This window comes from Streptomyces sp. CB01881 (assembly GCF_002953255.1).
Lineage (GTDB): Bacteria > Actinomycetota > Actinomycetes > Streptomycetales > Streptomycetaceae > Kitasatospora.
In genome coordinates, this window is the sequence record NZ_CP026498.1 from 1,794,885 (window position 1) to 1,818,110 (window position 23,226).

Annotated in this window: 20 protein-coding genes; 8 read left to right on the top strand and 12 right to left on the bottom strand. The window is 73.4% G+C overall.

Features of this window, described 5'->3' with window-relative positions:
* Positions 1 to 3: 3 nt before the first annotated feature.
* Positions 4 to 1,725: a DUF2398 family protein gene (locus C2142_RS07850; RefSeq protein ID WP_148641718.1), complete on the bottom strand. Its 1,722-nt coding sequence runs from the start codon at positions 1,723 to 1,725 to the stop codon at positions 4 to 6.
* Positions 1,726 to 2,047: 322 nt separating this feature from the next.
* Between C2142_RS07850 and C2142_RS07855 the strand changes: the two genes are divergently transcribed.
* Positions 2,048 to 2,812, top strand: coding sequence for a lysoplasmalogenase (locus C2142_RS07855; RefSeq protein ID WP_148641719.1), 765 nt, complete (start codon positions 2,048 to 2,050; stop codon positions 2,810 to 2,812).
* A 104-nt stretch (positions 2,813 to 2,916) separates the two neighbouring features.
* Here C2142_RS07855 and C2142_RS07860 read toward each other — a convergent pair whose 3' ends face one another.
* From C2142_RS07860 to C2142_RS07890, 7 genes are all read right to left on the bottom strand, one after another.
* A complete protein-coding gene (locus C2142_RS07860; protein ID WP_148641720.1) occupies positions 2,917 to 3,528 on the bottom strand; it encodes a hypothetical protein in 612 nt (203 codons plus the stop codon).
* Positions 3,529 to 3,681: 153 nt separating this feature from the next.
* Positions 3,682 to 4,485: an exodeoxyribonuclease III gene (locus C2142_RS07865; RefSeq protein ID WP_148641721.1), complete on the bottom strand. Its 804-nt coding sequence runs from the start codon at positions 4,483 to 4,485 to the stop codon at positions 3,682 to 3,684.
* A 138-nt stretch (positions 4,486 to 4,623) separates the two neighbouring features.
* Positions 4,624 to 6,426: a gamma-glutamyltransferase gene (ggt, locus tag C2142_RS07870; protein ID WP_148641722.1), complete on the bottom strand. Its 1,803-nt coding sequence runs from the start codon at positions 6,424 to 6,426 to the stop codon at positions 4,624 to 4,626.
* 258 nt (positions 6,427 to 6,684) lie between these two features.
* Positions 6,685 to 7,746: an ROK family glucokinase gene (locus C2142_RS07875; protein WP_241003139.1), complete on the bottom strand. Its 1,062-nt coding sequence runs from the start codon at positions 7,744 to 7,746 to the stop codon at positions 6,685 to 6,687.
* A 41-nt stretch (positions 7,747 to 7,787) separates the two neighbouring features.
* Entirely contained in the window at positions 7,788 to 8,642 is an 855-nt protein-coding gene (locus C2142_RS07880) for an ATP-binding cassette domain-containing protein (protein WP_148641723.1), read from the bottom strand.
* The gene (locus tag C2142_RS07885) at positions 8,639 to 9,682 is read right to left on the bottom strand and encodes an ABC transporter permease (protein WP_148641724.1); all 1,044 of its coding nucleotides are present in this window, start codon (positions 9,680 to 9,682) and stop codon (positions 8,639 to 8,641) included. Before C2142_RS07885 ends, C2142_RS07880 begins: the two co-directional genes overlap by 4 nt.
* Positions 9,679 to 10,698: a substrate-binding domain-containing protein gene (locus C2142_RS07890; protein WP_148641725.1), complete on the bottom strand. Its 1,020-nt coding sequence runs from the start codon at positions 10,696 to 10,698 to the stop codon at positions 9,679 to 9,681. The genes C2142_RS07885 and C2142_RS07890 overlap by 4 nt, the downstream gene beginning before the upstream one ends.
* A gap of 357 nt (positions 10,699 to 11,055) precedes the next feature.
* Between C2142_RS07890 and C2142_RS07895 the strand changes: the two genes are divergently transcribed.
* Positions 11,056 to 12,156: an alpha/beta hydrolase-fold protein gene (locus tag C2142_RS07895; RefSeq protein ID WP_346766368.1), complete on the top strand. Its 1,101-nt coding sequence runs from the start codon at positions 11,056 to 11,058 to the stop codon at positions 12,154 to 12,156.
* Positions 12,157 to 12,279: 123 nt separating this feature from the next.
* Here the strand turns inward: C2142_RS07895 and C2142_RS07900 are convergent, their stop codons facing one another.
* Positions 12,280 to 13,872 carry a PucR family transcriptional regulator gene (locus C2142_RS07900; RefSeq protein WP_148641727.1) on the bottom strand — a complete coding sequence of 531 codons (1,593 nt, stop codon included), beginning with the start codon at positions 13,870 to 13,872 and terminating at the stop codon, positions 12,280 to 12,282.
* Between the two features lie 423 nt (positions 13,873 to 14,295).
* Here C2142_RS07900 and C2142_RS07905 point away from each other — a divergent pair, with 423 nt between their 5' ends.
* From C2142_RS07905 to C2142_RS07925, 5 genes are all read left to right on the top strand, one after another.
* Complete coding sequence (locus tag C2142_RS07905) at positions 14,296 to 15,183, top strand: FAD binding domain-containing protein (protein ID WP_148641728.1); 888 nt, start codon at positions 14,296 to 14,298, stop codon at positions 15,181 to 15,183.
* Positions 15,180 to 15,677 carry a (2Fe-2S)-binding protein gene (locus C2142_RS07910; protein ID WP_148641729.1) on the top strand — a complete coding sequence of 166 codons (498 nt, stop codon included), beginning with the start codon at positions 15,180 to 15,182 and terminating at the stop codon, positions 15,675 to 15,677. Before C2142_RS07905 ends, C2142_RS07910 begins: the two co-directional genes overlap by 4 nt.
* Positions 15,674 to 18,046 (top strand): xanthine dehydrogenase subunit D, encoded by a 2,373-nt coding sequence (gene pucD / locus C2142_RS07915; RefSeq protein ID WP_148641730.1) that lies wholly within the window; start codon positions 15,674 to 15,676, stop codon positions 18,044 to 18,046. Before C2142_RS07910 ends, pucD begins: the two co-directional genes overlap by 4 nt.
* A gap of 398 nt (positions 18,047 to 18,444) precedes the next feature.
* The gene (locus tag C2142_RS07920; protein ID WP_148641731.1) at positions 18,445 to 19,926 is read left to right on the top strand and encodes an NCS2 family permease; all 1,482 of its coding nucleotides are present in this window, start codon (positions 18,445 to 18,447) and stop codon (positions 19,924 to 19,926) included.
* 80 nt (positions 19,927 to 20,006) lie between these two features.
* Complete coding sequence (locus C2142_RS07925) at positions 20,007 to 21,278, top strand: XdhC/CoxI family protein (protein ID WP_148641732.1); 1,272 nt, start codon at positions 20,007 to 20,009, stop codon at positions 21,276 to 21,278.
* Positions 21,279 to 21,302: 24 nt separating this feature from the next.
* Here the strand turns inward: C2142_RS07925 and C2142_RS07930 are convergent, their stop codons facing one another.
* A complete protein-coding gene (locus C2142_RS07930) occupies positions 21,303 to 21,596 on the bottom strand; it encodes a hypothetical protein (RefSeq protein WP_148641733.1) in 294 nt (97 codons plus the stop codon).
* Between the two features lie 174 nt (positions 21,597 to 21,770).
* Here C2142_RS07930 and C2142_RS07935 point away from each other — a divergent pair, with 174 nt between their 5' ends.
* On the top strand, positions 21,771 to 22,064 hold the full coding sequence (locus C2142_RS07935; protein ID WP_148641734.1) for a hypothetical protein: 294 nt from the start codon (positions 21,771 to 21,773) through the stop codon (positions 22,062 to 22,064).
* A gap of 29 nt (positions 22,065 to 22,093) precedes the next feature.
* Here the strand turns inward: C2142_RS07935 and C2142_RS07940 are convergent, their stop codons facing one another.
* The gene (locus tag C2142_RS07940; RefSeq protein WP_148641735.1) at positions 22,094 to 22,714 is read right to left on the bottom strand and encodes a LysE family translocator; all 621 of its coding nucleotides are present in this window, start codon (positions 22,712 to 22,714) and stop codon (positions 22,094 to 22,096) included.
* Between the two features lie 125 nt (positions 22,715 to 22,839).
* A complete protein-coding gene (locus tag C2142_RS07945) occupies positions 22,840 to 23,043 on the bottom strand; it encodes a cold shock domain-containing protein (RefSeq protein ID WP_148641736.1) in 204 nt (67 codons plus the stop codon).
* Positions 23,044 to 23,226: the final 183 nt, after the last annotated feature.

A 23,226-nucleotide genomic window follows, 5' to 3' on the forward strand; every position in this document is an offset into this window, starting at 1 on the left:
CCCTCAGGCCCGCTGTTCCTCGCGCGGCCCGACCGGGGTGGGGATGGTGACCGTGGCGTCCCGGCGGGAGTGCCGGCCGGTGCCCGGGGCCGGGAGGAGGTCGGCGGCCGGGGCGTAGCGGGCGGCGGGGGCGCGGAGGAGCCAGCCCGGGGGGCGGGTGCCGCGGGGGGTGGGTGCGAGCAGGCCCATCCGGTGGAGCAGGTCGAGGGTGTCGCGGCGCAGGGCGGTGCGGTCGGCGAGGTAGTCGCGGCGCCAGCCGGCCGGGAGGCCGTACTCGTCGGCGAGGTCGCCCAGGGCGCCGTCTATCAGCGCGTCCGGGACGGGGACGTCCGCGCCGGTGGCCTCGCCGGGGAGCGGTCGGACCTCCTCGACGAGACGCTCGACCAGCAGCAGGGCCGCCTGGGCCACGGTGCCGGCCCCGGGCAGGGCGAGGTCGGTGAGCTCGTCGGCGGGGTCGACCAGGGCGACGCCCTCGGCCCGGATCTCGGCCTCCAGGCCGAGGAAGTCGGCGAGGGCGGCGGGGCCCGTGTGGCCGTGGTCGCGGAGCCAGGCGCGCTGGTCCTCGGTCAGGTCGGCGGCGAGGACGGCCGGGGTCTCGGCGAGGCGGCGGCGGACGGCGGTGCCGGGCTCGGCCTCGCCGGCGCGGCGGATCAGGCCGGCGGCGTCGGCGGCGAGGGCGGGTGTCCCGGCGGGGACGGCGCGGGCCAGCTCGCGGTCGACCGTCAGGACGGCGCCCTCCTCGGCGAGGTCCACGGGTATGTCCGCGAGCACCTGCCAGTCGGCGAGGGTGGCGAACGCCATGGCGAGGTCGGCGGGGACGTCGGCACGGTCCTGCACGGATGCGGCGGCGCGCATCGCGGCGAGCAGCCGGCCGAGCGGGAGCTGCTCGGGCGCGTCGACCAGCAGGGCCAGGGCGAGGGCGAGTTGGGCGTAGCCACCGGGGGTGAACGGGGCGCCCGTGCCGGGGTGTTCGAGCCGGCGGGCGGCGCCCGGGCCGAGGCCCGCCTTGCAGAGGCGGGCGTGCCAGGGGCCGACCACCAGGCGGTAGCCGAGCAGGGTGTCGAACCGCTCGGTGAGCCAGTCGCGGTGACGGCGGATTAGTGGGAACCCGTCGGCGTGCGGCCCGGAGGCGGTCACCAGTGGGTGGGCCAGCAGCAGGCGGGCGGCGATCCGGCGCTCGGCGGCGGCGGAACGGTCCTGCGTGCCGGCCGCGGAGGAGCGCGACTGCTCGGGCTTGCGGTGCTTGCCGGGCGTGCCCGGCTTCGCACCCGAGGGGACGACGGTCGACGCGCCCGTGTCGCGCCGGGCCCGGCGCAGGCCGCGCGCCGCGCGGGCCTCGCGGGCGCGCAGCGCGGCGGGCGCGTGCGCGGTGGGGCCGTGCCACCAGCTGATCTCGGCCCCGGGCGGGCCGGGTGCGGGGCCGGCGGCCGGCTCCGCGGGGACGCCGAAGTGGCGGGCGGGGTAGAGGCCGAAGGAGGCGGTGCAGAGGTCGTCGGCGGCGCCGGGGCCGGCCTCGGCGAACCACCGGGCGAGCCGGAGCAGTCCCGGGTCGGGCGAGAGTCCGGCGGCCTCCGCGGCCGGGCCGGCCTCCTGCGGAGTGTCAAGCCCGGCTTCGCGTACGGCGACGACGGCGTCGGTGGTGCCCCGCCCCGCCCCGCCCGCGCGCCCGTCCGACGTGCCGCCGGCCACCTGCGTGGCGCCGGCCGCGTACTCCTGCTGCTCCATGTCGTTGACCAGACTAGACGGTGGGCCCGGCCCCCGCTGGCAGCAAGGGGACCCGGTACCGAATTGGCCGGCCGTGCCCCGGTGCGACGTCGCCCAGCCGGTCACCACGCCGCCCCGCCCGTCACCTCGGCGCCCCGTCCACCACCGCGGCGCCCCGCCCGCCGCCGCGTCACCCCGCGGGCCCGACGGCCGCTACGCGCCGGTAACAAGCCCCTTCCCCCACTCGGGCCCGGTCGCCTAGGGTGCGAACGAACAGGCCGGCCCGCCGCGCCACGTCCGCAGCACCGCCCGCCCCGCCCGAACTCCCGGAGGACACCGCCGCATGAGCATCCGCACCACCACCCGCGCCGTTCTCGGCGGGCGCCTGCGCAGCGCCACCGGGCTGCTCACCGGCTTCGCCGCCACCTCGGCCGCCCACCTGGGCGCACTCCTCACCGACACGCCCGTACTGCGGCACGCCACCAAGCCGGCGCTGATGCCGCTGCTGGCCGCACACAGCGTCACGGCCGCCGCCACGGCGGGCCGGGAGGCTCCGAAGCTGCTGGCGCCCGCGCTGCTGCTCAGCGGGGGCGGCGACGTGCTGCTCCAGCTCGGCGACGACACCGCGTTCCTGGCCGGCATGGGCTCCTTCGCGGCGGCACACGTCTGCTACGTGACGATGTTCGTCCGGCAGGGGGCGCTGAGCGACCGGCGGCGGGCGCTGGTCGTCGCCGCCGCGTACGCGACGGCCTGGGCGGCGATGGTGGGGCGGCTCTGGCCGGATCTCGGCGACCTCCAGGCCCCGGTGGCCGGGTACAGCCTGCTGCTCGCCTCGACGGCGGTCACCTCGGCGGGGCTGGGGTGGCGGACGGGCGTGGGCGGGGCGCTCTTCCTGCTCTCCGACACGCTGATCGCCACCAAGCTGGCGAAGTGGCGGGAGCTGCCGGGGCATCAGTTCTGGATCATGGCCACGTACATCCTGGCCCAGTACCTGCTCGCCACCGGCGCCCTGCGCGCCGCGGAGGCCTCCGGGTCCGCGGAGGTCTCCGGGCCGGGAGGGGCCGCCGACGCCCCGCAGTGGCCGGGGGCCCGCGCCGTCACCGCCTGAGGCTCCTCCCGGAACAGGACGGTGCCGCCGGGCCATCGGCCCGGCGGCACCAGACGGCCGACCGCACGACCACCGGCGCGCTCGGCCTCGCCGGCGGCGGCTCTTCAGGCGGAGCCGGCACCGGTCCGCCGCCGCAGCAGCCAGAAGCCGCCGATGCCGCCGACGACCAGCGCCGCACCGCCGGCCAGCTCCGCCGGGTTGGAGGCGACCGAGCCGCCGAGGCCGGTCTTCACCGCGCCGTGCGGGGCGATCTGCTGGCTGCCCGCGCCGGACTGCCCGAGCGAGCCCGCCCACTCCCCGGCGGCCTGTCCCCACTCGCCGAGGCTCCCGGCCGGCGACGAATCGGTCGTCGACGCGGACACGGTGGTCACCGTGACGCTGGTGGAGAAGGCGGCGCCGTCGGGGCAGGTGCCGTCGACCTTGTTGTCGCCGCTGTACTTGCCCGCCAGCCGGGCCGAGCCGGTGTGCTTGCCGTCGGAGCCGAGCGTGAGGGTGGCCGGGCCGCCCTCGAACGCCTGGGAGTTGGCGGTGATGGTCTTGCCGTCGGGCTTGTCGGACTTCTCGCAGGAGACCGTGACCGTCACGGTCTGGCCCGGTGCGGCCTGGGATGGGCTGACCGTGGCGGCGCCGTCCTTGGCCAGCGCGATGGGGGCCGTCAGGCCGGTCAGCACTGTCGCGCCGATCAGGGCGGCGGCGGCCGTACGCGTGGGGCGCATGCCGGAACCTCCGGGATTCTCGGGCGTAGCCGGGGACTCCGATGTCCTCGTGATCGAACAACCACACCCAGTCATTCACCGACGCTAGGCACCCCTCCCCCGCCCGGCCACCGCTCTGGACCGTTCGAGGGAGGACCCGCTACCGGGAGTGCGTCAGAGGTCCAGGTCGACCACGACCGGGGCGTGGTCGGAGGTGCCCTTGCCCTTGCGGGCCTCGCGGTCGACGTAGCTGTCGGTCACGGCGTCGGCGAAGGCCTTGTTGCCGTAGGTGAGGTCGATCCGCATCCCCCGGTTCTTCGGGAAGGCCAGCTGGCGGTAGTCCCAGTAGGTGTAGGGGCGGTCGTACTTGAGCGGGCGGGGCACGACGTCCTGGAGGCCGGCCTCGGCGAGGGCGGCGAGGGTGGCGCGCTCGGCGGGGGTGACGTGGGTGAGGCCCTCGAAGGCGGCGACGTCGAAGACGTCCTCGTCGGCCGGGGCGATGTTGAAGTCCCCGAGGACGGCGAACGGGCGCGGCCCGGCGGCGTCCTCCAGCGCGGCCTGGCGCAGGGCCTCCAGCCACTCCAGCTTGTAGCGGTAGTGGGCGTGGCCGACCTCGCGGCCGTTGGGCACGTAGACCGACCAGACCCGGACCGGGCCGCAGGTGGCGGCGATGGCGCGCGGCTCGACGTCGGGCAGCAGGGCGTCGTCGGCGAGGTAGCCGGGCTGGCCGGGGAGGTCGCGCACGACGTCGTCCAGGCCGATCCGGGAGACGACGGCGACGCCGTTCCACCGGCCGGTGCCGTGCGCGGCCGTCTCGTAGCCCAGCTCGCGCACGGCCTCGTACGGGAAGGCGTCGGCGGCGCACTTGAGCTCCTGGAGGCAGAGCACGTCCGGCTTGGCGCTCTCCAGCCATTCGAGGAGCTTGGGCAGCCGCGCGGTGACGGAGTTGATGTTCCAGGTGGCGATGCGGACGGTCACGGCGGGCGGCCTTCCCGGTGGTTCGGACGGTGGTTCGTCGGGTCGTGCGGACGACGGGTGGGCGCCCGCAGGACGCCCACCCCGAATCTACCGCCGCCCACCGACAAACCGGCCCGGCCCCGGGCGCGGGCCGGCGCCTCAGGGGGCGGGCCGCACCACCGCCGCCGCGCCGCCGCCGCGGCGGACCGGTTCGGCGGCCGCCACCCAGCGGCCGTCCGGCAGCCGTTCGACGCCGGTCGCGGCGCCGATCTCGGGCGTGCTCGCGAACACGTGGCCGAGCGCCTCCAGCCGGGCCCGCTCGGGCAGGGCGAGGAAGGCCGGCTCGGCCTGCGTGGCGGCCGTGTTGCGCTGGCTGGCGCGAGGCGCGGCGATCGCCTGCTCCAGGCTCAGCCCCCGGTCGAGGCGGCCGAGCAGCACCTGGAGGGTGGTGGTGATGATGGTCGCGCCGCCGGGCGAGCCCGCTGCCAGCACGGGCTCGCCGTCGCGCAGCACGATGGTCGGCGAGAGCGAGGAGCGGGGACGCTTGCCCGGGCCGGGCAGGTTGGGATCGGGCACCCCGGGGGTGAGCGGGGTGAAGTTGAAGTCGGTCAGCTCGTTGTTGAGCAGGAACCCGCGGCCGGGGACGGTGATGCCGCTGCCGCCGGTCTGCTCCAGCGTGAGCGTGTAGGAGACGACGTTGCCCCACCGGTCGGCCACGGTCAGGTGGCTGGTGCTGAGGCCCTCGTACGGCTCGGCGGCGGGCGCGGGGCCGGCGCTCGCGCAGGCGGCCGGGTGGCGCGGGTCGCCGGGGGCGAGCGGGCTGGTGAGGGCGCGGTCGGGGCTGATCAGGCAGGCCCGGGACGCGGCGTAGCGCTCGGAGAGCAGCTCCTTCACCGGCACGTCGTTGAAGGCCGGGTCACCGACCCAGCGGTTGCGGTCCGCGAAGGCGATCCGGGAGGCGTCCAGGAAGTGGTGGTAGTACTGCGTGCCGTCGTACCGGCCGACCTCGCCGTCCTCCAGGATGCCGAGCGCCTCGCCGACGGTGGTGCCGCCGGAGCTGGACGGGGCGATCGAGTACAGGTCGTAGTCGCGGTAGGCCACGTGGGTGGGTTGCTGGCGCTTCGCCTGGTAGCCGGCCAGGTCGGTGGCGTCCACCCGGCCGGGGCGGGCGTTGCGCCCGGAGGCCGGGTCGACCGGCGGGTGCTGGATGGTCCGGACGATGTCGGTGGCGAGGTCGCCCTGGTAGAGCGCCTTGGTGCCCTCCTTCCCGAGCTGCCGGTAGGTGGCGGCCAGGTCGGGGTTGCGGAAGGTGGAGCCGACGACGGGGAGGTCGCCGCCGGGGAGGAAGAGCTTCGCCGTGTCGGGGAAGTCCTTGAACCTGGCCTGGTTGAGCGCCGTCTGGTCCTGGAAGGTCTGGTCGACGGTGAAGCCCTGGTCGGCGATCCGCTGGGCGGGCTTCAGCGCGTCGGCGAAGGAGCGCCTGCCCCAGAGCCGGACGGCCGTCTCCCAGGTCGCCGGGGAGCCGGGCACGCCGACCGACAGCCCGCTGGTGACGGCGTCGGCGAACGGCAGCGGCTTGCCGCCCTCCAGGAAGAGCCCCTCGTCGGCCGTCCGGGAGGCCGTCTCCCGGCCGTCGATGGTGGAGACCCGCCCGGTGGCGTGGTCGTAGTAGACGAAGTACCCGCCGCCGCCGATCCCGGCCGAGTACGGCTCGGTGACCCCGAGCGCCGCCGCGACGGCGACCGCGGCGTCCACCGCGTTCCCGCCCTTGCGCAGCACCTCGATCCCGGCGGCGGTGGCGTCGGCGTCCACGCTGGCGACCGCGCCGCCCCACCCCACCGCCTCCGGCACCTTGGGCGGCGACTGCACTGGTGGCCCCGCCGCGGTGGCCGGCCCCGCGACGGAGCAGACCAGGGCGGTGGCAAGCAGGAGCGGCGGGGCGATGCGGGCCAGGGCTCTCATCCGGAAATGCCTCCTGAGTCGACGTCAACTCCGTTGTTTCACAGGAGCCATGGCCGCGACAACAGGTCCGCATTGCTACCAACGGGTAGTTGACGTACGGCCACCGGAGACGGGCGGGACGGGAGACCGCGTTCCGGGTGCGGTGCCACGGGAAAGGGCGCGCTGGTGCGGTGCCCGGGCGGCCCGGTCGCGCGGCCTGACCCGGAGCGGGAAGTCGGACCGGCCGACTTCCCACTCCGCCGCGCGCCGGGACAGGCCCTACGGGACGCTGCGCTCCACCCGGCGGCGCTTGATGGTGCGGAAGCGGCGGGCGACCTGGCGGGCGAGGTCGGCGGCGCCGACCAGGCCGGCCTCGTTGCCGAGGGCGGCGTGCACGATGGTCGCCTCGGGGCGGAAGCCGCGGCCGGTGAGGGTGCGGCGGAAGGTGTCGCGGGCGGGGGCGAGGAGGAGGTCGCCGGCCTCGGAGACGCCGCCGCCGATGACGAAGCGGCCGGGGTCGAGGGCGGCGGCCAGGTTGGCGATGCCGACGCCGAGCCAGGTGCCGACCTCGTAGAGGAGCTCGGTGGCGGTCGGGTCGCCGGCCCGCGCGGCCTCGGTGACCAGCGGGCCGGTGATGCCCTCGACGGTGCCGCCGGCCCGGGCGAGCAGCGGCTGGACCACCGGGGACTCCTCGGCGACCAGTTCGCGGGCGTCGCGCACCAGGGCGTTGCCGGAGGAGTACTGCTCCCAGCAGCCCCGGTTGCCGCAGGGGCAGCGGTGGCCGCCCGGCACCACCTGCATGTGCCCGAACTCGCCGGCCAGCCCGTACTTGCCGCGGTCGACGTGGCCGTCGCGGACGACGGCGCCGCCGATGCCGGTGCCGAGGGTGAGCATCACCATGTGGTCCTCGCCGCGCCCGGCGCCGAAGCGCCACTCGGCCCAGGCCGCGGCGTTGGCGTCGTTCTCGACGATCACCGGGAACCGCAGCCGCTCGCTGAGCACCTCCTGGAGCGGCTCGTTGCGCCAGTTGAGGTGCGGGGCGAAGAGCACCTTGGAGCGGTCGGCGTCGACCCAGCCGGCCGCGCCGATGCCGACCGCGTGGACGTCGTGCCGGTCGGCGAGCTGGAGCACCAGCTCGACGATGACGTCCTCGACGACCTTGGCGCTCTTGCTCTTGTCGGGGGTGTCGGTGCGCAGCTTCTCCAGCACCTTGCCCTCGCCGTCCACCACGCCCGCGACGACCTTGGTGCCGCCGATGTCGACGCCGATGGTGGGCAGCCGCAGGAGGCCCGCGGGCAGGGCGCGGCGGCGGCGCTCGGCGCGCGGGCCGAGGCCGAGCAAGGTGGGCAGGACCGGCGGCCGGGTGGCGGCGTTGGGGCTGGTCACGGCTGCGGGCGCTCCTCAGGGGGGTCGACGGGCTGCGGGCGGGCGAGTTCGTGCGAGAGTTCGGCGAGGTCGGAGCCGCCGGCCATCTCGGTGGTGAGCTGTTCGAGGCCGATCTCGGCCCTGGGGTGGCTGCCGGCCATCCGGCCCCGCTTGAGCAGGGTGAAGTGGTCGCCGACCAGGTACGCGTGGTGCGGGTTGTGGGTGATCAGCACGACCCCGAGCCCGGCGTCGCGCGCCGCGGTGACGTACTTGAGCACCACACCGGACTGCTTGACGCCGAGCGCGGCGGTCGGCTCGTCCAGGATCAGCACCCTGGCGCCGAAGTGCACGGCACGGGCGATGGCGACGCACTGGCGCTGGCCGCCGGAGAGGGTGCCGATGGGCCGGTCGACGTCGTGCAGGTCGATGCCCATCCTGGCGAGGGCCTCGCGGGTGGTGGCGCGCATCCCGTCGGCGTCCAGCCGCAGGCCGCCCCACCGCTTGTACCCCTGCTCGGAGCCGAGGAAGAAGTTCCGCCATACGGGCATCAGCGGCACCACGGCGAGGTCCTGGTAGACGGTGGCGATGCCGCGGTCGAGGGCCTGGCGCGGGGAGTCCAGGCGGACCTCCTCGCCGCCGATGGTGTAGGTGCCCTCGTCGTGCCGGTGCAGCCCCGCGATGATCTTGATCAGGGTGGACTTGCCGGCGCCGTTGTCGCCGAGCACGCAGCTGATCTCGCCGGCCCGCAGGGTGAGCGAGACGTCCTCCAGCGCGCGGACGGTCCCGTACGTCTTGCCGACGCCCCTGAGGGAGAGCAGCTCGGACGGGAGCGGCTCGGTGGCGAGCGGCTCGGGGGAAGGCAGGCCGGTCATCGCGGTCCCCTCTCGGCGCGGCGCTTGACCCAGGAGTTCAGCAGGGCCGCGAGCAGAAGCATCGCGCCCAGGAAGAACTTGAACCAGTCGGGGTTCCACTGGGCGTAGATGATGCCCTTGCTGGCCATGCCGAAGATCAGCGCACCGAGCGCGGAGCCGGCCACCGATCCGTAGCCGCCGGTGATCAGGCAGCCGCCGATGACGGCCGCCACGATGTAGATCAGCTCGTTGCCGACGCCCTCGCCGGACTGCACGGTGTCGAAGGAGAACAGCAGGTGCTGGCCGAGCACCCAGGCGCCGAAGCCGACGCCGAGGTAGAGCACGGTCTTGGTCCGGGCGACCGGCACGCCGACCGCGCGGGCCGCGGCCGCGTCGCCGCCGACCGCGAAGATCCAGTTGCCGAAGCGGGTGCGCAGCAGCACCCAGCTGCCGACCACCAGCAGGCCGAGCCACCACCAGACGGTCGCCTTGATCGTCAGCCCGCCGACGGTGACCTCGGAGGCGAACAGCCAGCGGCAGGAGCCGAAGCCCTCCATGTCGGAGATCGGCTTGGTGGAGACGGTGCCGGAGACCAGCTTGGTGATGCCCAGGTTGGCGCCGGTGAGCATCAGGAAGGTGCCCAGCGTGACGATGAAGCTGGGGAGCTTCGTCCGGCTGAGCATCCAGCCGTTGAAGCCGCCGACGGCCAGCGTGACCAGCAGCGAGACCAGCACGCCGACCCAGGTCACCGCGGTGAGCTGGTAGCTGACCATGGACGAGGTCAGCGCGGCGGTGGTGACCAGCACGCCGGCCGAGAGGTCGAACTCGCCGCCGATCATCAGCAGGGAGACCGGCACCGCCATGATCCCGATGGTGGACGCCGCGTAGAGCACGGTGCCCAGCGAGGAGACCTGCAGAAAGGGTTCGGCAACGGCGGAGAAGACCAGGAAGACGGCGGCGGCGGCGATCAGCGCGCCCAGCTCGGGCCGGGCGAGCAGCCGCCGAAGGGCCGCCGGGCGGTCCTGGGCGGGGTCCTGCACGAGCAGGTCGGGGGTGCTCAACGCGTCCCCCTCGCGACGTACTCGGCGAGCGCGTCGGCGTTGTCCTTGGTGAGGATCTGCGGGCCGGTCAGCACCGGCTTGCCGCCACCGAGCATGTCGAGGTTGGAGCGGTAGAGCCAGAGCAGGTCGACGCCCTCGTAGCCCTGGAGGTAGGGCTGCTGGTCGACGGCGAAGCCGACGCTGCCGGCCTTGAGCCCGGAGACCACCTGCGTCCCCAGGTCGAAGGTGTCCAGCTCGACGGTGCGGCGGGCGTCCTGGATCGCCTGGAGGCCGGTGGCGGCCATCGGGCCGGAGAGCGTGAGCACCGTGTCGATGGCCGGGTCGGCCTGGAGCTTGGCGGCGAGGGCGGCCCGCGCGTCGGGCATGTTCACGCCGTCCACGTAGAGCACCTGAAAGGCACCGCCGGCCTTGGCCTGGGCACCGGAGCAGCGCTGTTCCTGGCCGACGTTGCCCTGCTCGTGGATCACGCAGAGCACGCTCTTGCGCCCGCGCGTCGCCAGCTCGGCACCGGCGGCCTGGCCCGCGGTGGACTCGTCCTGGCCGATGTGGGTGAGGGCGCCGAACTTGGCGGAGAACTCCTGGCCCGAGTTGATGGTGATCACCGGGATGCCGGCGGCCTTGGCCTTGCCGAGGACGTCGCCGAGCGCGTCGCCCTTGGCGAGGGTGACCAGCAGGCCGTCGACCTTCTGGTCGATGGCGGCCTGGACGAGCTGGACCTGGTTCTGGGTCTGCGCGTCGTTGGAGTACAGGAAGGTGATGTTGTCCTTGGCGGCGGCCTGCTCGGCCCCCTTGCGCACGGTGTCCCAGAAGGCGTCGCCGGCGCCCGCGTGGGTCACCATGGCGACCTTCCAGCGCGGGGTCGTGACGGCGCTGCCGGCGGCGGCCGAGGCCTTGGCTCTGGCCTGCTCGGCGCGCAGGCCTCCGGTACTGCTGCAGCCGGCGACGGCGGCCAGCAGGACCAGGGCGGCGCAGACGGGCCGGATCCGGTGGGAAGGTCGGAAGCGCGTAATGCTCATGACCATAGTCTCGCTGCACGCCGTAGCGGCCTGTGCACCGCCTCGCCTGCCACCGCGCTCCGTCCGGGCGGTATCGTGCCCTGCCGGGGGAAATCCCGGGAGTCGGCTGGGCGCATCGTCAGGGCGCGGGCCGCCAGGGTGGCAGACTAGGGCGGACCCGAAAAGGGATCATCACGGAAACGTGATGTTCCTCTCAGGTTCCACACAGATTCGGACGGCAACCGATCCCCGTTCCTGGCCGTCCGATGTCATTGGAGCGAGTTCCGGGCGAGTGGGGCCCCGGACGGCTTTGAACCCGGATACGAGAACTTGATGCAACTGACAGGCACGCCATTCTTCCTCTGCACGGTCATTCTCGTGCCGATCTCCATCGCAGTGGCCCTGCTGCTCTGGGGCAAGGTGCGCGGGCCCCGGCCGGTTCAGATCCTGTCCAGGCTCGCGATGATCGTCTTCTGTCAGGTCACGGCCGTGCTGATGGTCTTCATCATGGTCAACAACGCCAACCTGATCTACGGCAGCTGGGACGACCTGCTCGGCACCGGCAAGCACGTGCGGGCGGTGCCCTCGGTGCCGCCGGCCGACCCGGGCGCCGGTGGCACGGCCGGCGGCCAGGGCGGCAGCGGGGACGCCAAGCAGCCGCCCAAGGTGGCGCAGCAGTTCCGCGGTGTGGACGACCCGAAGGTGCCGAACGACGTCCAGAAGACCGACCTCAAGGGCCAGCTGTCCGGCGTGGACGGCGAGGTCCTGGTCTGGCTGCCGCCGCAGTACCACGACCCGGCGTTCAAGGACAAGAAGTTCCCGGTCGTCGAGCTGATCCCGGGCTTCCCGGGCTCCTCCTCCACCTGGTACGGCACGCTGAAGGTCTCCGAGCAGCTCAAGCCGCTGATGCAGCAGGGCAAGGTCGCCCCGTTCATCCTCGTCTCCCCGCGCACCCTGCTGCTGGGCAACAGCACCGACGCCGGCTGCACCGACGTGCCCGGCAAGGTCAACGCGGACACCTGGCTGACCCGGGACGTCCCGCAGATGGTGCTGGACAACTTCCGCGCCGACGCCTCCCCCGACCGCTGGGCGGTCGCCGGGTACTCGGCCGGGGCCCACTGCGCCACCAAGCTGTCCCTGGCCCACCCCAACCGCTACCGGGCCGGCGTCAGCCTCTCCGGCTACAACGACCCCGCGACCGAGAAGGACTCGCTGGTCGGCAAGGACCCGAAGCTGCGCGAGGCGAACAACCCGGTCAACATCGTCAAGACCGCCGCCCAGCCGCCGAAGGTCGCCCTGTACATCTCCGGCAACAAGGGCGACGGCTACGAGGACGGCCAGGCGATCGCCGCGGCCGCGAAGGCGCCGACCACCGTGCAGGTCCAGGAGACCACCGGGCCGCACTCCAGCGACGTCTGGAAGAACATGGTGCCGGGCGTGTTCGAGTGGATCACCAGTGTGATCCCCGCCCAGCCCTGACCGGTTGAGACGAAGGGCCCCGCCGCGATCCGCTCGCGGCGGGGCCCTTCGTCGTCCGGCCGGCCTGCCGGACGCCCGACCCGCCGGACGGTCAGCCCGGCGTAGGGTCAGCCCGCCGGGCGGTCAGGCCAGTTCGAGGGCCAGGTAGAAGTCCACCCGGTCCTCCAGCCGGGAGAGGTCCCGGCCGGTCAGCTCCTCGATCCGGCCGATCCGGTAGCGCAGCGTGTTGACGTGGACGTGCAGCTGGGCCGCGCACCTGGTCCACGAACCGTCCGAGCGCAGGAACGCCTCCAGGGTGCGGACGAGGTCCGCCTGGTGCTCGATGTCGTAGGCGATCACCTTGTCGAGCAGCCGGCTGCGGAACGCCCGGCGGACCTCGTCCGGGACGGCCGCCAGCAGCAGCACGTGCGAGGCCAGCTCCTCCGGGCCGGCCACGCAGACCCGGCCGACGCGGGCGGCGGCGATCCGGCGGGCGTGCCGGGCCTCCTCCAGGGCGCCGCGCAGGCCGCCCGCCTCGGAGGCGGGGGCGGAGACGCCCAGGGTGATCCGGCCCTCCGAACCGAGGCCGGCCTCCAGCGGGGCGAGCAGCTCGCGCAGGGTGTCGGCGGGCACCGCGCTGTCCAGCGCGGGCAGCACCACGACGGCGCCGGTGCCGGCCCCGGCGATCAGCGCGCGGTCGGTCGTCCCGCCCAGGGCCTCCTCCAGGACCGAACGCACCGTCCCCTCCGGCAGGCCCGTCCCCTCAGCACTGAGCACCAGCCAGGAACCGTCCTGCGCCTGGGGTTTGGGCTCGTGGCCCTCGTAGCGGGCGGCCATCGCCGAGGAGGCGTAGAGGGTGCGGCTGATCTCGGCCGGGTCGGCGTCGCGCTGGAGCAGGGTGAGCACCTCGTCGGCGAGGCGGCGGCGCAGCCGGCGGCCCTCGTCGCGGCGCTGCCGCTCGGCGGCGACCAGCCGGGCCAGGTTCTCGGCGAGCTGCTGGCGCTTGCCGGTCCACTCGGTGACGTCGCCGGCCACCGCGAGCACCCAGTCGGCGAGCGGCGACTCGGCGTCGGGGGTGGCGGGGGCGGGCAGCAGCGAGTAGGAGCCGGTGACCAGCCGGGCCCGGTGCGGGGGGCGGCGGCGCTGGCGCTGGGCGCCCAGGTGGGCGCGGACCAGCTGGTCGCGGTCCTCGGCGGAGAGCCGGTCGGCCGGGCCCGCGATCACCGCGCCGGTGGGGGTGAGCACCCAGCAGTCGAGGTCGAGGTCGCCGCCGAGCAGGTCGAGGACGGCGTCCAGGCCGCCGCCGCCGGCCGCGGAGACCAGCAGGCGGTGGCGGTCGACCAGGGCGGCGAGGTCGGCCGCGCGGTCGGCGGAGACCTGCCGGCCGATGAACTCGGTGACGGTGCCGAAAGCGATGTCGTCGGGTACCGCCAACAGGGGCATGCGGTGGCGGCGACAGGCGTCGACGAGGTCCTCGGGGACGGGGCCGACCTCGGCCTCGCCGGCCGCGAGGGCGACGGCGCCGCCGGCCACGATCGTCCGCACGAACCGCTCGGAGTCGGCGGGCCCGGTGCGCCAGAGCATGCCGGTGAGCACCAGCTCGCCGCCGTGCAGGTAGCGGCCGGGGTCGTGCAGGTCCGTGGTCATGACGCCGCTGACCTGGCGGTCAAGCTCTTCCTCCGCCGCGAGCAGGCGCAGTCGCGGGGCTCCGGGGGCGAGCAGGTCACGGACACGCATCCGGGACTCCTAACGGGCAGGGGGGAGGGTGAAGGGGGCCCGAGCGCTCGGTCCGGGGAGACAGTGTGCCCGAACATCTGTGCTCGGTGTTACGTACCGACCGGCGCCCGGATCACGGGGCCATAGCTTGGGAATCACGGCCGGATTACGGTCGTAGGTAGCGCCCGGTAAACGGCTGGGCTGCGAAATTGTCCGCCTTAGAGGAACGTACAGGATGCCGGGCGGGACCACAGCCGGGGCTTCATGCCATCGGTGACTGCCAGTGGGCCCCGTCACAGCGGTTCACTGGCCACACGCCGCCGGACACATCCCGGTGACCAGGATCCGACGCCGAGGCAACGAAGCGGTTTGCACGGTCCGAACACCGAGTTCCGGGCACTGTGCCCAACAGTCCGGCCGGCAACGACTTGAGGAGACACCCGCATGGAGTTCCTTCGGCCCGCTACCTGGGACGAGGCACTCGCGGCGAAGGCTGAGTACCCGACCGCGCTGCCCATCTCGGGCGGCACGGACGTCATGGTCGAGATGAACTTCGACGTGCACCGGCCATCCGCGATTCTCGACCTGAACCGCATCACCGAGCTCACCGAATGGTCGAACGACGGCGACGTCGTCAAGCTCGGCGCCTCGGTCCCCTACACCCGGATCATCAACGAGCTGTCCGGACCGCTGCCCGGCCTGGCGCTGGCGGCCCACACCGTCGGCTCGCCGCAGATCCGCAACCGCGGCGGCGTCGGCGGGAACCTCGGTGGTGCCTCCCCGGCCGGCGACGCGCACCCCGCGCTGCTGGCGGCGGGCCGGGACGTCCTCGTCGAGGCGGCCTCGGTGCGCGGCACCCGGATGATCCCGATCGACGAGTTCTACGTCGGCGTGAAGCGCAACAGCCTGGAGGCCGACGAGCTGATCCGGGCCGTGCACATCCCCGTCGCGGACGGCCCGCAGCAGTTCTCGAAGATCGGCACCCGCAACGCCATGGTCATCGCGGTCTGCGCCTTCGGTTTCGCCCTCCACCCGAAGAACGGCACCGTCGGCACCGGTATCGGTTCGGCTGCCCCCACGCCGCGCCGCGCCGTGGAGGCCGAGGAGTACCTGCAGGGCGTGCTGGCCGAGCGCGGCCTCTGGGAGTCGGGCGACCTGCTGGGCGCCGAGGTGATCCAGCGGTTCGGCGAGCTGGTCAAGGCCGCGGCCTCGCCCATCGACGACGTCCGCGGCACCGCCGACTACCGGCGGCACTCGCTGGCCGTGATGGCCCGCCGCACCCTCACCTGGTGTTGGAACGACTACAGCAAGCAGATCAGGAGCGCGGCATGAGGGTCACTTTCACCGCCAACGGCAAGCCGGTCGAGGCCGACGACGTGTGGGAGGGCGAGAGCCTGCTGTACGTGCTGCGCGAGCGGGTCGGCCTCCCGGGCTCGAAGAACGCCTGCGAGCAGGGCGAGTGCGGCTCCTGCACGGTCTACCTGGACGGGACGCCGGTCTGTTCCTGCCTGGTCGCCGCCGGCCAGGTGCAGGACCGCGAGGTCCGCACCGTCGAGGGCCTGGCCGACGAGAACGGTGAGCTGGGCCTGGTCCAGCAGGCGTTCATCGACGCCGGCGCCGTCCAGTGCGGCTTCTGCACCCCCGGCCTGCTGGTGCAGACGGACGCGCTGCTGGAGAACGACGCCCAGCCGAGCGACAACGACATCCGCGAGGCGCTGTCGGGCAACCTCTGCCGCTGCACGGGCTACGAGAAGATCATGGACGCGGTGCGGCTGGCTTCCGCCCGCAAGTGCGCCGGTAACGCCGGTAAGGGGACTGCCGAATGAGCACTCGTACCATCCAGGGGCAGAAGAACCTCCAGAACATCAACCAGGCGTCCAAGGACGGCATCGGCGGCTCGCCGCTGCGCCCGGACGGCAACCTGAAGGTCAAGGGCGAGTTCGCGTACTCGTCCGACATGTGGCACGAGGACATGCTCTGGGGTATGGCGCTGCGCTCGCCGCACCCCCGCGCCAACATCCTCTCGGTGGACATCTCCGAGGCGCTCAAGGTGCCGGGCGTGTACGCCGTCCTCACCCACGACGACATCCCGGGCTCGAAGTTCTACGGCCTGGAGATCCAGGACCAGCCGGCCCTGGCGATCGACAAGGTCCGCTACCACGGTGAGGCGATCGCGCTGGTCGCGGCCGACCACCCGGAGACGGCCCGCCGCGCGGTGAAGAAGATCAAGGTCGAGTACGAGGTGCTCACCCCGATCGTCACCGAGGAGCAGTGCCTCGACCCCGAGACCCACGGCTACGTGCACGAGCCGCACGAGTTCAAGTCGCACGGCTACGGCAACATCTGCCACGAGCAGAAGCTGGTATCCGGTCTCGGCGTTACCGACGAGGTGCGGGCGATGGCGGACGTCATCGTCAAGGGCACCTACGAGGTCGGGATGCAGGACCAGGCCTTCCTCGGTCCGGAGTCCGGCCTGGCCGTGCCGGCCGAGGACGGCGGCATCGACCTCTACGTCGCCACCCAGTGGCTGCACGTGGACCGCCAGCAGATGGCGCCCGTGCTGGCCCTGCCGGAGGAGAAGGTCCGCCTCACGCTGGCCGGTGTCGGCGGCGCCTTCGGCGGCCGCGAGGACATCTCGATGCAGATCCACGCCTGCCTGCTCGCCCAGCACACCGGCAAGCCGGTCAAGATCGTCTACGCCCGTGACGAGTCCTTCTACGGCCACGTGCACCGCCACCCGGCCAGGATGCAGTACGAGCACGGCGCCACCCGCGACGGCAAGCTGGTCTTCGCCGACGCCCGGATCGTGCTGGACGGCGGCGCGTACGCCTCGGCCTCGCCCGCCGTGGTCGGCAACGCGGCCTCGCTCGGACACGGCCCGTACGTGATCCCGAACGTCAAGATGCACGCCATCGCGCTCTACAGCAACAACCCGTCCTGCGGCGCGATGCGCGGCTTCGGCGCCGTCCAGGCCGCGTTCGGCTACGAGACGCAGATGGACCGGCTGGCCGCCGAACTGGACATGGACCCGGTCGAGCTGCGGCAGCTGAACGCCATGGCGGAGGGCGACCACATGCCCACCGGCCAGCAGATCGACTCGCCCGCCCCGGTCGCCGAGCTGCTCCAGCGGGTCAAGGACATGCCGCTCCCGCCGCCGCTGGACACCGAGCACCTGGACGTCCGGCAGGTCCCCGGCGCGCTGTCCAACACCTCGCACGGCGAGGGCATCGTGCGCGGCGTCGGCTACTCGGTCGGCATCAAGAACGTCGGCTTCTCCGAGGGCTTCGACGACTACTCCACCGCCCGGGTCCGCCTGGAGGTCATCGGCGGCGAGCCGGTCGCCATGGTGCACACCGCGATGGCCGAGGTCGGCCAGGGCGGCGTCACCGTGCACGCCCAGATCGCCCGCACCGAGCTGGGCGTCGAGCAGGTCACCATCCACCCGGCCAACACCGAGGTCGGCTCCGCCGGTTCGACCTCCGCGTCGCGCCAGACCTACATGACGGGCGGCGCCGTGAAGCTGGCCGCCGAGGCGGTGAAGCAGGCGCTGATCGAGAAGGGCCGCCGTCGTTACGGCTGGACCCGCAACGACCTGTCGCTGGCCGGCGGCAAGGTCGTCTCCGAGTCGGCCGGCGCGCTGGTCTCCATGGTGGACCTGCTCGGCGACGAGGCGATCGACCTCACCCGCGAGCACCACCACCGCCCGACCGTCCCGTTCGACAAGGAGACCGGGCAGGGCTTCGGCCACGTCCAGTACACCTTCTGCGCCAACCGCGCGGTCGTCGACGTGGACGTCGAGCTGGGCCTCGTCAAGGTGGTCGAGCTGACCGCCGTCCAGGACGTCGGCAAGGCGCTCAACCCGCTCTCCGTGGTCGGCCAGATCCAGGGCGGCTGCACCCAGGCCCTCGGCCTGGCCGTGATGGAGGAGATCGTGGTCAAGGACGGGAAGGTCCGCAACGCGTCCTTCACCGACTACCTGATCCCCACCATCCTGGACACCCCGCCGATCCCGGTGGAGATCCTCGAACTGCCCGACCCCCACGCCCCGTACGGGCTGCGCGGGGTCGGTGAGGCCCCGACCGTCTCGGCGACGCCGTCGATCGTGGCCGCCATCCGCAACGCCACCGGCCTGGCGCTCACCCGGATCCCCGTCCGGCCCGAGCACCTGACCACCGAGACCCCCGGCCCGCTGTAGCCGCGGATCCCCGCACACCTCCCCGGGGCGGCGGCCGTTCTCTCCGAGCGCAGGCGAGGAGAAGATCGGGAACAGTTCTCCGAGCGCAGGCGAGGAGAAGATCGGGAACAGTTCTCCGAGCGCAGGCGAGGAGAACACCGAGAACAGCCCCGCCGCCCCGGGGCAGCACCACCAGAGCAGTGAAGAGCACCATCGATGCACCACCTGAAGCAACGTGAACGCACCATCCCGCTGCCTCTCCCACGCCGGGGTTCCGCAGCGGTGCGCACCACCTACGCACCGCAGGCACTGCCACAGAGTGCGCCCAGTGAGTCGAATCGTCCCCCTGTGCCAACCTCGTTGACTGGCTCTCAGGTCGGCTCGCCCACCCCAACCCCCTTTGACACTTGGGAGTGGACATGACCAGGATCCCCACGGAGCCCGGCACCACTGAAGACAGACCCGCCGAGGACGACGCCCCCACGTCGGTCCCCGCGACACCCTCGAAGAACGCGCTGGACACGTACTTCAAGATCTCTGCCCGGGGATCGACGCTCGCCAACGAGCTGCGTGGTGGCCTCACCACCTTCATGGCGATGGCGTACATCATCCTGCTCAACCCGATCATCCTGAGCGGGGCCGACGTCAACGGCCTGAAGCTGGACCACGCCCAGCTCACCACCGCGACCGCGCTGGCCGCCGCCGTCACCACGATCCTCATGGGCGTGGTCGGCAACGTGCCGCTGGCCGTCGCCGCCGGCCTCTCGGTCTCCGGTGTGATCTCCGCACTGGTCGTCCCGCACACCACCTGGCCACAGGCCATGGGTCTCTGCGTGATCTACGGCCTGCTGATCGTCCTGCTGGTGGTCTCCGGCCTCCGCGAGAAGATCATGAACGGCATGCCCCTGCCGCTCAAGCACGCGATCACCATCGGCATCGGCCTCTTCGTCGCGCTGATCGGCCTGGTCAAGGCCGGCTTCGTGCACACCGGCGGTCCCACCCCGCTCGCCCTCGGCCCCTTCGGCGAGCTGGCCGGCTGGCCCGTCCTGATCTTCTGCCTCACCCTGCTCACGATCTTCGTCCTGCTGGCCCGCAACGTGCGCGGCGCGATCCTGATCGGCATCGCCGGCGGCACCGTGGTGGCCTTCGTCGTCAACGCGGTCGCCGACCTGCCGGCGAAGACCTGGATCAACTCCGCCCCGGTCTGGCCGGGCAGCCCCGTCGCCTCCCCGGACTTCGGCCTCTTCGGCCACGTCGACCTGTTCGGCGCCTTCGGCGGCCACGGCCTGGGCGCGATCAGCGCCACGGTCGCCGTCTTCACCCTCGTCCTGGCCGGATTCTTCGACGCGATGGCGACCATCATCGGCGTCGGCACCGAGGCGGGCCTGGCCGACAAGCAGGGCCGGATGCCCGGCCTCTCCAAGGCGCTGTTCATCGACGGCGCCGGCGGTGCCATCGGCGGCGTCGCGGGTGCCTCCGGCCAGACCGTGTTCGTCGAGTCCGCCACCGGCGTCGGCGACGGCGCCCGGACCGGCCTCGCCTCCACCGTCACCGGCGGCATGTTCGCCCTGATGCTCTTCTTCTCGCCGATCGCGGGCATCGTCCCGACCGAGGTCGCCTCCGCCGCCCTCGTCGTCATCGGCTCGATGATGATGAGCCAGGCCCGGCACATCGACTGGTCGGACCGCGAGGTCGCCATCCCGGCCTTCCTCACCAGCGTCCTGATGCCGTTCACCTACAGCATCACCGCCGGTGTGGCCGCCGGTGTCATCTCCTACACGGTCATCAAGGCCGGCCAGGGCAAGTGGCGCGAGCCCGGCACCCTGATGTGGCTCCTGACCGCCGTGTTCGTCGTCTACTTCGCGCTCACGCCCATCAAGTCCTGGCTGGGCGTCCACTAGCAGCACCGCCGCCGTACGGGAATCGTTTCCCGTACGGCGGCCCCTCCCGTTCCCGTCCGTTTCGTAAGGAGCTCCCCGACATGCAGGACATCGCCGAGCAGCTGCAGGCCTGGCACGCGTCCGGGCGCTCCTTCGCCGTGGCCACGGTGGTCGGCGTCTCCGGCAGCGCGCCGCGCGACCCGGGCGCCGCGCTCGCCGTCGACACGTCCGGCGAGGCGATCGGCAGCGTCTCCGGCGGCTGCGTCGAGGGCGCCGTGTACGAGCTCTGCCAGGCCGCCATCGAGTCCGGCGAGCCGGTGCTCGAACGCTTCGGCTACAGCGACGAGGACGCCTTCGCCGTCGGCCTGACCTGCGGCGGCATCCTGGACGTCTTCGTCCAGCCGGTCGTCCCCGGCACCGACCCCGCGCTGGACGCGGGCATCACCTACATCGCCTCCGGCACCCCCGTCGCACTCGCCCGGGTGATCGCCGGCCCCGGCGGGCTGGTCGGTGCCACCGTCGCCGTCACCGCCGACACCCACCACGGCGCCCTCTCCCCCGCACCGGCCCGCCCGTCGCCCGCCACCACCCTTGCGACGGCGCTCCCCCAGCCCTCGGCCGGAGGGACCCCCATCGCGCGGCGCCTCATCGCCGGGCTGGAGCGCGCGATCGTCGCCGAGACCCGGGCCATGCTGGACGCCGGGCGCACCGGCCAGGTGGTGCTCGGCCTGGACGGGCGCCCCTGCGACGAACGCGAGCAGGGCACCGTCACCTTCTTCGTCGAGGCCTACGTGCCCGCGCCGCGGATGCTGGTCTTCGGCGCCATCGACTTCGCCGCCGCCGTGGTGCGGATCGGCAAGTTCCTCGGCTACCACGTCACCGTCTGCGACGCCCGCCCGGTCTTCGCCACCGGCCGGCGCTTCCCCGAGGCCGACCAGGTCGTGGTCGACTGGCCGCACCGCTACCTGGACTCGCAGCTCGACCGGCTCGACGGCCGCACGGTGCTCTGCGTGCTCACCCACGACGCCAAGTTCGACATCCCGCTGCTGGAACGCGCCCTGCGCCTGCCGGTCGGCTACGTCGGCGCGATGGGCTCGCGCCGCACCCACCGCGACCGCGAGGAGCGGCTGCGCGAGGTCGGCCTCACCGAGACCGAGATCGGCCGGCTGCGCTCGCCCATCGGCCTGGACCTCGGCGCCCGCACGCCCGAGGAGACGGCCGTCTCGGTCGCCGCGGAGATCGTCGCCCACCGGCGCGGCGGCAGCTGCCTGCCGCTGAGCGCCGGCAACGGACCGATCCACCACGACCTGGCGCGCGCCGAGGACGCCCCCGCGCAACGGGACGCCGGGGACCCGCGGCCGCACGCGGCCTGAGCCCGGCCCGGTCCGCGGCCGGGCTCAGTGCACCACGTTGTAGGCCTCGCAGACGAGGGGCGGGGTGGTCGGGATGCCGACCTCCTGGAGGATCGGCATCAGCACGGCCGCGAAGTGCTCGAACGCCTCCCGGGACTCCCAGACGTCCGTGACGTGCCACCCGCCGTCCGGCGTCGGGCCCGCCGCGTGCAGGACCAGCCCGCGCACCGGCCAGTCGGACGGCCGGTTCAGCCCGGCGCCGCCGGTCAGCCGGTCCACCGCCTCGTCGTACTGGGCCTGGCCGACGCCGGCCAGCTCGAAGGTGATGATGATCGCCATGGGGTGCTCCCGTTCACGGTGGAGTGTCGCCTCCAGTGCAGCCCCGGTCCGCCCGGCGCGGCCATCGCTGGCCACCAGCCGGGTGACATTGCGGGCACCGGACGGCGGCGGGACGCTGGAACCCGGGGCCCGCCCCCGCGGGCCCGCCACGAGTCCGGGAAAGGAGCACCGGTCATGCGTGCCCTGCTGGAGATCGAGATCGACACCGCGACCACCAACAAGCTGATCAGCGACGGCGAGGTCGCCGCGAAGTTCGAGCGGATCATGGGAGACCTCAAACCCGAGGCCGCCTACTTCTTCGCCCGCAACGGCAGGCGCTGCCAGGTCATCGTCGTCGACCTCGCGGACGAGGCCTCGCTGCCGTCCGTCTGCGAGCCGTTCTGGCTGGAGTTCAACGCCACCGTCGAGGTGCACGTCTGCATGAACGCCGAGGAACTGCGCGAGGGCCTCGGCCGGCTCGCGCGCTGAGCCCCCGCCGCCCCCGGCACGCCGGCCCCCTACTGGGCGGCCGCCAGCTTCACTCCGAACCCGACCACGACCGCCCCGGTCACCCGGTCCATCAGGCGGCGCGCGGACGGCCGGCGCAGCCAGCCGCGCACCGCCTGCGCGAACGCCACCAGCACGGCCGACCAGACCAGACCCTCCAGGAGGTGCACGCAGGTCAGTGCCACGCCGGCGGCGAAGTGCGGGGCGCCGGCCGGGATGAACTGCGGCAGCACCGCCATGTAGAAGACGCCGACCTTGGGGTTGAGCAGGTTGGTCGTCGCGCCGCGCCGCCAGCCGTGCCGGAAGCCGCCGGCCGCCGGACCGGCCTCGGCCGCCGCCTCGTCGCCCCGGCTGCGCAGCAGCTTCACGCCCATCCAGATCAGGTAGGCGGCGCCCGCCCAGCGCAGGACCTCGTACGCCGGCTGGGAGGCGGTGAGCAGCGCCGTCACCCCGGCCGAGCTGAGGACGCCCCAGGTCAGGGTGCCGGTCTGCACGCCGGTGATCACGCCCCACGCCTGGCGGCGGTGGCCGAGGGCGGCGGTGCGCAGGATCAGGGCGGTGTCCACGCCGGGCGCCAGCGTGAGCACCCCCACCACGAGGGCGAAGGACCACAGAGCGGTTGTCATCTCCATGGGCCTGATCGTAGGGCCCGCCCGTCCAACTCCCTCCCGCCCGGCGGGGGGACGGGAGTTGGACGGGCCCTACGCCCTCCGGCAGACCCGCTCGGAGCGGGCGGATACTCGGAGCGGGCGGACGCTCAGAGCGGGCGGACCCGTTCCGCCACCGGGCGGCCCTCCTGCTCGGTCGGGTCGTACTCCACCCGCTGCCCCTCGTCGAGGGCCCGGTCTCCCTCGCCCACGATCGAGTCGAAGTAGACGTAGAGCGCGGGCCCCTCGTCGTCGGGGGTGATCGTGCCGTAGCCGTGGTGGGCGTTGTACGTGCTCACGGTGCCGGTGGCCATGGGTGCTCCTCGCTGGTGTCGGCCCCCTCCTCGTGGCACCCATGATCGGGGCTGGGGCCCGGCGGCGCGCGTCCTAGGATCAGGTGACCGGCCCGACGGAGGACGGTCCGACGGAGGACGGTCCGGCTGGGGACGGTCCGGCTGGGGACGGTCCGGCTGGGGACGGTCCGGCTGCGGAGGGTG

Excerpts from the sequence above, each read along its gene's own strand:
- C2142_RS07910 (WP_148641729.1), top strand. The coding sequence starts at position 15,180 with ATGAGGGTCACTTTCACCGCCAACGGCAAGCCGGTCGAGGCCGACGAC.
- C2142_RS07940 (WP_148641735.1), bottom strand. The coding sequence starts at position 22,714 with ATGGAGATGACAACCGCTCTGTGGTCCTTCGCCCTCGTGGTGGGGGTG.
- C2142_RS07935 (WP_148641734.1), top strand. The coding sequence starts at position 21,771 with ATGCGTGCCCTGCTGGAGATCGAGATCGACACCGCGACCACCAACAAG.
- ggt (WP_148641722.1), bottom strand. The coding sequence starts at position 6,426 with ATGAGAGCCCTGGCCCGCATCGCCCCGCCGCTCCTGCTTGCCACCGCC.
- C2142_RS07880 (WP_148641723.1), bottom strand. The coding sequence starts at position 8,642 with ATGACCGGCCTGCCTTCCCCCGAGCCGCTCGCCACCGAGCCGCTCCCG.
- C2142_RS07930 (WP_148641733.1), bottom strand. The coding sequence starts at position 21,596 with ATGGCGATCATCATCACCTTCGAGCTGGCCGGCGTCGGCCAGGCCCAG.
- C2142_RS07855 (WP_148641719.1), top strand. The coding sequence starts at position 2,048 with ATGAGCATCCGCACCACCACCCGCGCCGTTCTCGGCGGGCGCCTGCGC.
- C2142_RS07925 (WP_148641732.1), top strand. The coding sequence starts at position 20,007 with ATGCAGGACATCGCCGAGCAGCTGCAGGCCTGGCACGCGTCCGGGCGC.
- C2142_RS07890 (WP_148641725.1), bottom strand. The coding sequence starts at position 10,698 with ATGAGCATTACGCGCTTCCGACCTTCCCACCGGATCCGGCCCGTCTGC.
- C2142_RS07860 (WP_148641720.1), bottom strand. The coding sequence starts at position 3,528 with ATGCGCCCCACGCGTACGGCCGCCGCCGCCCTGATCGGCGCGACAGTG.
- C2142_RS07945 (WP_148641736.1), bottom strand. The coding sequence starts at position 23,043 with ATGGCCACCGGCACCGTGAGCACGTACAACGCCCACCACGGCTACGGC.
- C2142_RS07920 (WP_148641731.1), top strand. The coding sequence starts at position 18,445 with ATGACCAGGATCCCCACGGAGCCCGGCACCACTGAAGACAGACCCGCC.
- C2142_RS07905 (WP_148641728.1), top strand. The coding sequence starts at position 14,296 with ATGGAGTTCCTTCGGCCCGCTACCTGGGACGAGGCACTCGCGGCGAAG.
- C2142_RS07850 (WP_148641718.1), bottom strand. The coding sequence starts at position 1,725 with ATGGAGCAGCAGGAGTACGCGGCCGGCGCCACGCAGGTGGCCGGCGGC.
- pucD (WP_148641730.1), top strand. The coding sequence starts at position 15,674 with ATGAGCACTCGTACCATCCAGGGGCAGAAGAACCTCCAGAACATCAAC.
- C2142_RS07900 (WP_148641727.1), bottom strand. The coding sequence starts at position 13,872 with ATGCGTGTCCGTGACCTGCTCGCCCCCGGAGCCCCGCGACTGCGCCTG.